Origin of the sequence: Kitasatospora gansuensis (assembly GCF_014203705.1) — a bacterium.
Classification (GTDB): domain Bacteria; phylum Actinomycetota; class Actinomycetes; order Streptomycetales; family Streptomycetaceae; genus Kitasatospora; species Kitasatospora gansuensis.
On sequence record NZ_JACHJR010000001.1, the window covers coordinates 1,278,683 to 1,289,649 of the forward strand.

Consider the following 10,967-nt stretch of genomic DNA (forward strand, 5'->3'; position numbering starts at 1 on the left):
AGCGCCAGGAGTCCCCCATGCCCGCACGCACCCGCCTGCCCGTACGCAACCGCGCCGCCGCGCTCGCGCTGGCCACCGCCCTGCTCGCCACCGCCCCGCTCGCCCTGGCGCCCGCCGCCCAGGCGTCGACGGTCACCCAGTCGGCCCAGTCCGGGCTGCGCTTCACCGACATCCCCGGCTCGGAGGGCGTGGTCCTCAAGGGCAACGTGTACGAGCCCGCCGACGGCGCCGCCCGGCACCCACTGGTGGTGCTGCCCTCCTCCTGGGGCGTCAACGACCTGGAGTACCTCGCGCAGGCCAAGCAACTCGCCGACGCCGGTTACGTGGTGGTCAGCTACACCCCGCGCGGCTTCTGGGGCTCGGGCGGGAGGATCGAGGTGGCCGGGCCGCCCGACATCGCCGACCTGTCCAAGGTGATCGACTGGTCCCTGGCCAACACCAGCGCCGACCCGGCCCGGATCGGCGCCGCCGGGATCTCCTACGGCGCCGGGATCAGCCTGCTCGGCTCCGCCTTCGACCCCCGGATCAAGGTCGTCGCCGCCCTCAGCGGCTGGGCCGACCTGGCCGACTCGCTGTTCAGCGACGAGACCCAACACCTGCAGTCCGCCGGGGTGCTGGCGATCGCGGGTTACCTCACCGGGCGGCCCGGCAGCGAGCTCCAGGAGCAGCTGACCGCCTTCTTCGGCAGTGACTTCGAGAACGAGGCCAAGCTGCGGGCCTGGGCAGCCAAGCGCTCCGCCGCGACCTACCTGGACCGGATCAACGCCAACGGCACCGCTGTGCTGCTCGCCAACGCCTGGGGCGACTCGATCTTCCCGCCCAACCAACTGACGGGCTTCTACGAGAAGTTGACCGGCCCCAAGCGGCTGGAACTGCGCCCCGGCGACCACGCCACCGCCGAGGCCACCGGCCTGGCCGGGCTGCCCAACGACGTCTGGTCCACCACCCACGCCTGGCTCGACCACTACCTCAAGGGCACCGACAACGGCATCGACCGGGCCAAGCCGGTCCGGCTCAAGCCCCAACTCCAGGACGGCTACGAGGAGTACGCCAGCTGGGCCGCCGTCACCGGCTCCACCCGGAGGCTCGGCCTCGGCGAGCGCGACTGGCTGAACACCGGCTCCCTGGCGGCCGGCACCGACACCGGCTGGCGCACCCCGATCGCCACCGGCCTGGACTCCGGCGCCGACGGCGGGGTGGTCTTCCTCAGCAACCTCGCCGAGCAGTTCCTCAAGCTCCCGCCGCTGGTCTCCGTCCCGCTGCTGCCCCGGCCGGTGGCCGCCGTCTGGCAGTCCGAGCCGTACGCCACCCGCCAGCAACTGCGCGGCACCGTCCGGGTCCACCTCGGCGTCACCCCCTCCGCCGCACGCGGCAGCCTGGTCGCCTACCTCTACGACGTGGACGGGCTCGGCGTCGGCAAGCTGATCACCCACGCCCCGTACACCTTCCTCGACCACGCCGCCCCGTTCACCGCCGACTTCCCGCTCCAGGCCACCGCCTACGACGTCCCGGCCGACCACCGCCTCGCCCTGGTGGTCGACACCGTCGACCCGCTGTACATCACGCACAACCCGGCCTGGTCCTCGCTCACCTTCACCTCACCGGCGGCCGACCCGTCCTGGGTCTCGATCCCGCTGCGCGGCTAGGCCCTCACGGGGTCCCGGCGGTGCCGAAGGGGTTGTCGATGAGGTAGCGCCAGTAACCGTCGGGGCCCCGGCGGGCGACGTCGGTCGCGGTGCCGGTGAGGTGGACCGGGCTGCCGTCGGGACCGGTGCCGGTGATGGTCCAGTCGACCACCAGGAGAGCGATCTCGTCGGCGGTGTAGGCGTGCCGGACCTGGACGGTGATGGGGAGACCGAGTGCGAGGAACCCGGTGATGGCGGCGTGGATGCCGGGGCCGGTGACCGGCCGGCCCGGCTCGGGGACGAACACGGCGCCCGGCTCGTAGACCTGCTGGACCAGGTCGGGGTCCCCGGAGTTGAAGGCGGCGGCGAAGACGGCCGGGTGTTGCCGGGGGTCGGTGGTCAGGGCGAGAGTGTGGGCATGCGCAGAAGTGGTCATGACGGCAGTGAACTCGGCGGCGGCGTGACTCACCAAAGGGAAACCCACGCGGAGCACGGCTGGGACGCCGAGTTGGTACCGGACGAACGCGGGCGCACCGGCCGCCCGGAGGACAGCTGCCCGGTGGAGCGGGCGCTCGCGGCGGTGTCGGGTCGATGGACGACGCTGGTGCTGCGGGAGTTGATGCACGGACCGCACGGCTTCGGCGAACTGCGGGAGCGGCTGCCGGAGATCAGCCCGAAGATCCTGACGGAGCGCCTGCGGGTGCTGGAGGAACGGCAGTTGGTGGTGCGTCAGCGGCTGCGCGGGTTCCCGGTCCGCACCCGGTACGAGCTGACGGCCACGGGCCGGGCGCTGAGACCGCTGCTGGTGGAGCTGTACCGGACGGGCACGGCACTCGGCTGACGCCCGGTCAGACGGCGGCCGGGTAGGCGTCGAGCAGGTCCTCGCGGTCGGCGGCGGAGAGCGGTTCGGCCGGACCGGGGCGGTGGCCGCGACGGCCGGCGGCGGCCGACAGCAGGGTCAGCAGGACGGCCGTGCCCAGGGCCGCGTACGCGACGGGGCCGCCGGTCGCGAGCGCCAGGCCGAGCAGGCCGCAGGCCAGCAGGCCGAGGAGCACGGGGGCCACCGGCAGGGTGGACTTCGCCGAGGTGCCGACCGCGATCAGCAGCGCCACCGGCAGCAGGAGCAGCAGCAGGCCGAGCCCGCCGATCACCGACCGGCTGCCGATCACCAGGCCGTCCACCAGTGCGGAGGCGGCGCAGATCAGCAGACCTGCCCACCGCCCGGCGCTCACCCGGGGAATGCCGTGCCGGAGCTTCGCTGTCGCTGCCACAGGCGGATGCTAGCCCGGCTTTCTCCCGCGCAATAGGTTTATAAACATATTTGTTAGGAAGCGGTACCGACCGCCCGCTCCACCCGGTGCCGCTTGATGGTCCGGAACCGCCGCGCCACCTGCCTGGCCAGGTCGGCCGCGCCGACCAGACCGGCGTCGTTGCCCAGGGCCGCGTGCACGATCTCCGCCTCCGGACGGAAGCCGCGGCCGGTCAGCGTGCGCTTGAAGGCGTTCCTGGCCGGTTCGAGCAGCAGCTCCCCCGACTCCGAGACCCCGCCGCCGATGACGAACCGTCCGGGATCCAGCGCCGCCGCCAGGTTGGCGATGCCGACGCCCAGCCAGGTGCCCACCTCGTACAGCAGCTCGGTCGCCACCGGGTCGCCGCCCCGGGCCGCCTCGGTGATCAGCGGGCCGGTCAGCCCGGCGGCCGTGCCGCCCGCCAGCGCGAGCAGCGGCTGCACCACCGGCGACTCCTCGGCCACCAGCTCCCGGGCGTCCCTGACCAGCGCGTTGCCGGAGGAGTACTGCTCCCAGCAGCCCCGGTTGCCGCACGGGCAGCGGTGACCGCCGGGCACCACCTGCATGTGCCCGAACTCCCCCGCCAGCCCGTACCGGCCCCGGTCCACGTACCCGTCCCTGACCTGGGCGCCGCCGATGCCGGTGCCCAGGGTGAGCATCACCATGTGCTCCTCGCCCCGCCCCGCGCCGAACCGCCACTCGGCCCAGGCCGCCGCGTTGGCGTCGTTCTCCACCACCACCGGGAACCGCAGCCGGGCGCTCAGCGCGTCCCGCAGCGGTTCGTTCCGCCAGTTCAGGTGCGGGGCGAACAGCACCCGGGAGCGGTCCGCGTCCACCCAGCCGGCCGCGCCGACGCCGACCGCGTGCACGTCGTGACGGTCCGCCAGCTGGAGCACCAGGTCGACGATCACGTCCTCGACCACCCGCGGGCTCTTGCTCTTGTCGGGCGTGTCAGTGCGCAGCCGCTCCAGCACCCTGCCCTCGCCGTCCACCACCCCGGCCACCACCTTGGTGCCGCCGATGTCCACCCCGACCGTCGGCAGCCGCAGGATGCTCGCGGGCAGCGACCGGCGCCGGCGCTCGGCCCGGGGGCCGATGCCGCCGAGCAGGGTGGGGAAGACGGCGGGGCGCTGCGGGTTGCTCAAAGGTGCTCCTTCAGCGGGGACTGAATCGTACGGGCCCATCCTCCCGCGCCGGGTCAGCTGTCCGCCTCCGGGCCCGGGCGGCCGAGTTCGTGCGAGAGCTCGGCCAGTTCGGAGCCGCCCGCCATCTCGGTGGTGAGCTGCTCCAGGGTGATCTCGGCGCGCGGGTGGCTGCCCGCCATCCGACCCCGCTTGAGCAGGGTGAAGTGGTCGCCCACCAGGTACGCGTGGTGCGGGTTGTGGGTGATCAGCACCACGCCCAGGCCCTCCGCGCGGGCGGCGGCCACGTACTTGAGCACCACCCCGGACTGCTTGACCCCGAGCGCGGCGGTCGGCTCGTCCAGCACCAGCGCGCGGGCGCCGAAGTGCACCGCCCGGGCGATCGCCACGCACTGCCGCTGGCCGCCGGAGAGGGTGCCGATCGGCTGGTCCACGTCGTCCAGCTCGATGCCCATCCTGGCCAGCGCCTCCTGGGTGACCACCCGCATCCGGGCGCTGTCCAGCCGGAACCGGCCGCCCAGCTCGGCGCCGAGGAAGAAGTTCCGCCAGACCGGCATCAGCGGGACCACCGCGAGGTCCTGGTAGACCGTGGCGATGCCCCGGTCGATCGCCTGCCGGGGCGAGCTCAGCCGGACCTCCTGATCCCCGATCAGATAGCGGCCCTCGTCGTGCCGGTGCAGCCCCGCGATGATCTTGATCAGGGTGGACTTGCCCGCGCCGTTGTCGCCCAGCACGCAGCAGATCTCCCCCTGGCGCACCGTCAGCGAGACCCCCTCCAGGGCCCGGACGCTGCCGTAGGTCTTGCCCACGTCCTCCAGTGTCAGCAGGTTCACCGGCCGCGCTCCGCCCGTCGCTTGACCCAGGAGTTGAGCAGCGCGGCCAGCAGCAGCATCGCGCCCAGGAAGAACTTGAACCAGTCCGGGTTCCACTGCGCGTACACGATGCCCTTGCTCACCATGCCGAAGATCAGCGCGCCCAGCGCCCCACCGACCACCGAGCCGTACCCACCGGTGATCAGGCAGCCGCCGATCACCGCCGCCACGATGTAGATCAGCTCGTTGCCGACCCCCTCGCCGGACTGCACGGTGTCGAAGGAGAACAGCAGGTGCTGGCCGAGCACCCAGGCGCAGAAGCCGACCCCCAGGTAGAGGCCGACCTTGGTCCGGCCGACCGGAACGCCGACCGCGCGGGCCGCCGCCGCGTCGCCGCCGACCGCGAACACCCAGTTGCCGTACCGGGTGCGCAGCAGCACCCAGGAGGCCACCGCCACCAGGCCGAACCACCACCAGACGGTGGCCTTCACCGTCAGCCCACCCACCGTCAGCTCCGAGGCGAACAGCCAGCGGCAGGAGCCGAAGCCCTGCATGTCGCCGATCGGCTTGGTGGTGACGGTGCCCGAGATCAGTTTGGTGAGGCCCAGGTTGGCGCCGGTCAGCATCAGGAAGGTGCCGAGCGTGACGATGAAGCTGGGCAGCCGGGTGCGGCCGAGCATCCAGCCGTTGAAGCCGCTGACCGCGAGCGCCACCAGCAGCGAGACCAGCACGCCGACCCAGGTCACGGCGGTCAGCTGGTAGCTGACCATCGAGGAGGTGAGCGCGGCGCTGGTCACCAGCACCCCGGCCGAGAGGTCGAACTCGCCGCCGATCATCAGCAGCGAGACCGGCACCGCCATGATGCCGATGGTCGAGGCGGCGTACAGTACGGTGCCGATCGAGGAGGCCCGCAGGAAGCTGTCGGCCACCACCGAGAAGAACAACAGCACGGCCACCGCCGCCAGCGCCGCGCCCAGCTCGGGGCGGGCCCGCCGGTGTTTACCGCGCGGCCGGGAGACCAGCAGGTCGGAGCTCATCGGGTCCCCCGGGCGACGTACGTGGCCAGCGCGGCCGCGTCCTCCTTGGTGAGGATCTGCGGGCCGGTCAGCACCGGGCCGCCGCCGCCCAGCACGTCCAGGTTGTAGCGGTAGAGCCAGAGCAGGTCCACGCCCTGGTACCCCTGCAGGTACGGCTGCTGGTCCACCGCGAAGCCGACCGTGCCCGCCTGCAGCCCGGTCACCACCTGGGTGCCGAGGTCGAAGGTGTCCAGCTCGACCGGCCGCCGGGCGTCCTGGACGGCCTGCAGGCCGGTCGCGGCCAGCGGGGCGCTGAGCGTGAGCACGGTGTCCAGCGCCGGGTCGGCCTGCAGCTTGGCGGCGATCGCGGCCCGGGCGTCGGGCAGGTTGACCCCGTCCACGTACAGGGTCTGCAGGGTGCCGTTGAAGGCGCCCTTGGCGCCGCCGCAGCGCTGCTCCTGGCCGACGTTGCCCTGCTCGTGGATCACGCAGAGCACCGACTTGCGCCCCCGCTTGCCCAGCTCCGTCCCGGCCGCCCGGCCCGCCGTGCTCTCGTCCTGGCCGATGTGGGTGAGCGCGCCGAACCGGGCCGAGAACTCCTGACCCGAGTTGATGCTGATCAGCGGGATGCCGGCCGCCTTCGCCTTGGCCAGCACACCGGTCAGCGCCTCGCCCTTGGCCAGCGAGACCAGCAGCCCGTCCACTCGCTGGTCGATCGCGGCCTGGATCAGCTGCACCTGGTTCTGGGTCTGCGCGTCGTTGGAGTACAGGAAGGTGATGTTGTCCTTCGCCGCGGCCTGCTCGGCGCCCTTGCGGACGGTGTCCCAGAACGCGTCGCCCGCGCCCGCGTGGGTCACCATGGCGACCGTCCAGCGCGGCGTGTCGACCGCGCCGCCGGCGGTCGCGGCCCGGCTGCGGGCCTGTTCGGCACGGCGTCCGCCGGTGCTGCTGCACCCGGACAGCACGGTGGTCACCAGCAGCAGCGCCGCGAGCGGCAGGAGGACGGGGCGGTACCGGCGGTCTGACACTCCGACAGTTTCCCGGACGGGGCTGTTCGAACCGGCAGACTCGCTGACAGTGGGCCGTACCCGTTCGACGGATAGGGCCATGTGAGTGGCACACTGGTCCAGGTCGTTCAGGCAATTTTCACCGAACACGTGATGTTCCTCTCAGCTTTCTCCAAGGTTCGAGAGCAACTGATCCACCGTTCGAAATCGTCTGATCCCATCGAAGTGCTTCCGGGGCGATGTGGGTCCGGGGCGGCGGACGATCCGGATACGAGAACTTGATGCAACTCACTGGCACCCCATTCCTCATCTGCACGATCATCCTCGTGCCGGCCTCCATCGCGGCCGCACTGCTGCTCTGGGGGCGGGTGCGCGGACCGCAACCGGTCCAGGTGCTGGCGAGACTGGTGATGATCCTGGCCTGTCAGGTGACGGCCGTGGTGATGGTCTTCGTGATGGTGAACAACGCCAACCTGATCTACGGCAGCTGGTCCGACCTGCTCGGCACCGGCAACCACGTCCGGGCCGTCCCGCAGGTCTCCTCCGACGATCCGGCGGGCGACGGCAAGTCCGGCAAGTCCCCCGAGCCGAAGGTGATCCAGTCCTTCAAGAACGTGGACGACCCGAAGGTGCCCGGTGACGTCAAGCGCACCGACCTCAAGGGCCGGCTCTCCGGGGTGGACGGCGAGGTCCTGGTCTGGACCCCGCCGCAGTACGACAAACCCGAGTTCAAGGACAAGAAGTTCCCGGTGGTCGAGCTGCTCCCCGGCTACCCCGGCTCCTCCTCCACCTGGTACGGCACCCTGAAGGTGTCCGAGCAGCTCAAGCCGTTGATGGAGAGCGGCCAGGTGGCCCCGTTCATCCTGGTCTCGCCGCGCACCCTGCTGCTCGGCAAGGGCCAGGACACCGGCTGCGCCGACGTCCCCGGCAAGGTCAACGCCGACACCTGGCTCTCCCGGGACGTCCCGCAGATGGTGCTGGACAACTTCCGCGCCGACCCCTCCCCCGACCGCTGGGCGGTCGCCGGGTACTCGGCCGGCGCCCACTGCGCCACCAAGCTCGGCGCCGAGCACCCCAACCGCTACCGCGCCAGCATCAGCCTCTCCGGCTACAACGACCCGTCCCTGGAGCCCGACTCGCTCACCGCGAAGGACCCGGCCCTGCGGGAGAAGTCCAACCCGCTCAACATCCTGAAGACCGCCCCGCAGCCCCCCAAGGTCGCCTTCTACCTCAGCGGCGACAAGGGCGACGGCTACGAGGCCGCGCTCGCCCTCAAGGCGGCCGCCAAGGCCCCGACCACCGTCACCGCGGTGGAGAGCAGCGGCGCCCACTCCAGCGACGTCTGGAAGCCGATGGTCCCCGACGTCTTCAAGTGGCTCACCACGATCATCCCGGCCAACCACTGACCCACCGTCAGCCCGAAGGGCCCGCCGGTTCCCCCGGCGGGCCCTTCGGCGTCCCCGCCCCGCTCAACTCCCGCCCGCGGCGAGCTCCGCCGCCACGGCGGCCAGCTGGGCGGGCGTGAGCGGGCGGCCGGTGACGGCCACGGTCCACTGCCACCGCCCGTCCCGCCACCGGTGCAGGTACGTACCGGGGTCGGCGGCCCAGCCGCCGGTGTACCCCGGTTCTGTGAGCGGCTGCCGGATCAGCTGCGCCCCGGTGGGCAGGTCCACCGAGGGCCGCACGTCGAGGTCCAGCACCAGGAACCCGGTGGCCGGGTCACCGTCGATCGGCGCCGGCCGGCCGAGCGCTCCCGGCCACGCCGTGGGGACCGGGAGCGTACGCCCCAGACAGTGAGCACGGATCCGCTCGTAGCGGCGCAGCTCGGCCCGGTCCGAACCGTCGTCCCCCGGGTCGGTGAACAGCCCGTCCGGGAGCGCCGGGTGGACGCGCAGACCGGTGATCTCCTCCAGGTATCCGGTGGCAGGCGAATGAGCCCGCAGAACGATGCCCAGTTCGTCGTCGACGGTCACCCGCAAAGGCGTCCGGTCCGGCCCCGAGAGCTCCAGCACCCCGGCCGGACGGCCCTCCGGGCTGACCGTCGACCGGTCGGGACGACGCTCCAGCACCGGAACCACGAGCCGGGCCGGCGAAGGGGTGAAGTCCCACCCCCAGTCACCGGCCGGAAAGGCCAGCCCGGCTCGGGTCACCTCGGTGACGGTCACCCGCCCGGCCCGCTCCAGCTGCCATGCCGACGGGGGTCGGAACGCGAAGTCGATCACTGTACGGACCGGCTCGGCGGGCGGATGACCGGCACCGTTCCCGACGCGCGGCCGGACGGCCCGATAACACCCCGTCAGGGCCTGCTGCGGAACAGCCACCTTCCCATTCATCACCCACCGAAGCTTTCTGCATAACAGAGAGTCACTCCATGTGACGACGCCCGGACGGGTGACGCCGGATCAGGCGAGTTCGAGTGCCAGGTAGAAGTCCACCCGGTCCTCCAGGCGGGAGAGGTCACGGCCCGTCAACTCCTCGATGCGGCCGATCCGGTAGCGCAGGGTGTTGACGTGCACGTGCAGCTGGGCGGCGCAGCGGGTCCAGGAGCCGTCGGAGCGGAGGAAGGCCTCCAGGGTGCGGACCAGGTCGGCCTGGTGCTCGATGTCGTAGGCGATCACCTTGTCCAGCAGGCGGCTGCGGAAGGCGCGGCGGACCTCGTCCGGCACCGCCGCCAGCAGCAGCACGTGCGAGGCGAGCTCCTCCGGGCCTGCCACGCAGATCCGGCCGACCCGGGCGGCGGCGATCCGGCGGGCGTGCCGGGCCTCCTCCAGGGCGCCGCGCAGGCCGCCCGCCTCGGCGGCGGGGGCGGAGACGCCGAGGGTGATCCGGCCCTCCGAGCCGAGGCCGGCCTCCAGCGGGGCGAGCAGCTCGCGCAGCGCGTCGGCGGGCACGGCGGTGTCGGGAGCGGGCAGCACCACGACGGCGCCGGTGCCCGCGCCCGCGACCAGGGCGCGGTCGGAGGCGTCGGTGAGAGCTTCCTCCAGGATTGAACGGACCGCACCATCCGGCAGTCCCGTCCCTTCCGCACTCAGCACCAACCAGGACCCCTCCGCCACCGAGGGCCCCACGGCCGCACCCTCGTACCGGGCCGCCATCGCCGAGGAGGCGTACAGCGTGCGGCTGATCTCGGCCGGGTCGGCGTCCCGCTGAAGGAGCGTCAGCACCTCGTCGGCGAGCCGGCGGCGCAGTCGGCGGCCCTCGTCCCTGCGGGTGCGTTCGGCGGCGGCCAGCCGGGCCAGGTTGTCGGCGAGCTGCTGGCGCTTGCCGGTCCACTCGGTGACGTCCCCGGCGACCGCGAGCACCCAGTCGGCCAGCGAGGCGTCCGCCTCGGTGGAGGCCGGGGCGGGGATCAGCGAGTACGAGCCGCTGGCCAGCCGGGCCCGGTGCGGGGGTCGGCGGCGCTGGCGCTGGGCGGCCAGGTGGGCCCGGACCAGCTGGTCGCGGTCCTCGGCGGAGAGCCGCTCGGCGGGCCCGGCGATCACCCGGCCGGTGGGCGCGAGCACCCAGCAGTCCAGGTCGATGTCGCCGCCGAGCAGCTCCAGCACGGCGTCCAGTCCGCCACCGCCGGCGGCGGAGACCAGCAGCCGGTGCCGGTCGACCAGCGCGGCCAGGTCGGCGGCCCGGTCGGCCGAGACCTGTCTGCCGATGAACTCGGTGACGGTGCCGAAGGCGATGTCGTCGGGGACGGCGAGCAGCGGCATCCGGTGCCGGCGGCAGGCGTCCACCAGGTCCTCGGGCACCGGGCCGACCTCGGCCTCGCCGGCCGCCAGGGCGACCGCGCCGCCGACCACGATGGTGCGCACGAAGCGCTCGGAGTCCTCCGGCCCGGTCCGCCAGAGCATGCCGGTGAGCACCAGCTCACCGCCGTGCAGGTACCGGCCGGGGTCGTGCAGGTCGGTCGTCATCACGCCGCTGACCTGCCGGTCGAGCTCGTCCTCGGCGGCGAGCAGCCGCAGCCGTGGGGCCCCGGGGGCGAGCAGGTCTCGGACGCGCATCCGCAGACTCCTTCGTCTGATGGTGTGGTTCGGGGGGACAGTGTGCCCGATGGACGGGTGATCGGTGTTACGTATCAACCG

Annotated in this window: 11 protein-coding genes; 3 read left to right on the top strand and 8 right to left on the bottom strand. The window is 72.6% G+C overall.

The features are described from left to right. Positions 1 to 17 precede the first annotated feature (17 nt). On the top strand, positions 18 to 1,646 hold the full coding sequence (locus F4556_RS05845; RefSeq protein ID WP_184912184.1) for a CocE/NonD family hydrolase: 1,629 nt from the start codon (positions 18 to 20) through the stop codon (positions 1,644 to 1,646). A 4-nt stretch (positions 1,647 to 1,650) separates the two neighbouring features. Here the strand turns inward: F4556_RS05845 and F4556_RS05850 are convergent, their stop codons facing one another. Next, on the bottom strand, positions 1,651 to 2,061 hold the full coding sequence (locus F4556_RS05850; protein WP_184912186.1) for a YybH family protein: 411 nt from the start codon (positions 2,059 to 2,061) through the stop codon (positions 1,651 to 1,653). Positions 2,062 to 2,085: 24 nt separating this feature from the next. Here F4556_RS05850 and F4556_RS05855 point away from each other — a divergent pair, with 24 nt between their 5' ends. Further along, positions 2,086 to 2,466 (top strand): winged helix-turn-helix transcriptional regulator, encoded by a 381-nt coding sequence (locus F4556_RS05855; protein ID WP_313068175.1) that lies wholly within the window; start codon positions 2,086 to 2,088, stop codon positions 2,464 to 2,466. 7 nt (positions 2,467 to 2,473) lie between these two features. Here the strand turns inward: F4556_RS05855 and F4556_RS05860 are convergent, their stop codons facing one another. The 5 genes from F4556_RS05860 to F4556_RS05880 are packed head-to-tail and all read right to left on the bottom strand — an operon-like array spanning position 2,474 to position 6,912. Next, positions 2,474 to 2,896 carry a hypothetical protein gene (locus F4556_RS05860; RefSeq protein ID WP_184912190.1) on the bottom strand — a complete coding sequence of 141 codons (423 nt, stop codon included), beginning with the start codon at positions 2,894 to 2,896 and terminating at the stop codon, positions 2,474 to 2,476. A gap of 53 nt (positions 2,897 to 2,949) precedes the next feature. Then, positions 2,950 to 4,098 (bottom strand): ROK family glucokinase, encoded by a 1,149-nt coding sequence (locus F4556_RS05865; RefSeq protein ID WP_184912192.1) that lies wholly within the window; start codon positions 4,096 to 4,098, stop codon positions 2,950 to 2,952. Positions 4,099 to 4,112: 14 nt separating this feature from the next. Then, positions 4,113 to 4,919, bottom strand: coding sequence for an ATP-binding cassette domain-containing protein (locus F4556_RS05870; RefSeq protein WP_184924331.1), 807 nt, complete (start codon positions 4,917 to 4,919; stop codon positions 4,113 to 4,115). Next, positions 4,886 to 5,905, bottom strand: coding sequence for an ABC transporter permease (locus F4556_RS05875; RefSeq protein ID WP_184912194.1), 1,020 nt, complete (start codon positions 5,903 to 5,905; stop codon positions 4,886 to 4,888). Before F4556_RS05875 ends, F4556_RS05870 begins: the two co-directional genes overlap by 34 nt. Beyond that, positions 5,902 to 6,912: a substrate-binding domain-containing protein gene (locus F4556_RS05880; RefSeq protein WP_446684970.1), complete on the bottom strand. Its 1,011-nt coding sequence runs from the start codon at positions 6,910 to 6,912 to the stop codon at positions 5,902 to 5,904. Before F4556_RS05880 ends, F4556_RS05875 begins: the two co-directional genes overlap by 4 nt. Positions 6,913 to 7,217: 305 nt before the next feature. Here F4556_RS05880 and F4556_RS05885 point away from each other — a divergent pair, with 305 nt between their 5' ends. Further along, positions 7,218 to 8,297 (top strand): alpha/beta hydrolase, encoded by a 1,080-nt coding sequence (locus F4556_RS05885; protein ID WP_313068178.1) that lies wholly within the window; start codon positions 7,218 to 7,220, stop codon positions 8,295 to 8,297. A gap of 63 nt (positions 8,298 to 8,360) precedes the next feature. Here the strand turns inward: F4556_RS05885 and F4556_RS05890 are convergent, their stop codons facing one another. Together F4556_RS05890 and F4556_RS05895 are read right to left on the bottom strand one after the other, a co-directional pair. Then, positions 8,361 to 9,113 (bottom strand): hypothetical protein, encoded by a 753-nt coding sequence (locus F4556_RS05890; RefSeq protein ID WP_184912200.1) that lies wholly within the window; start codon positions 9,111 to 9,113, stop codon positions 8,361 to 8,363. Between the two features lie 180 nt (positions 9,114 to 9,293). Then, positions 9,294 to 10,886, bottom strand: a complete 1,593-nt coding sequence (locus tag F4556_RS05895; protein WP_184912201.1) for a PucR family transcriptional regulator — start codon at positions 10,884 to 10,886, stop codon at positions 9,294 to 9,296. Positions 10,887 to 10,967 lie beyond the last annotated feature (81 nt).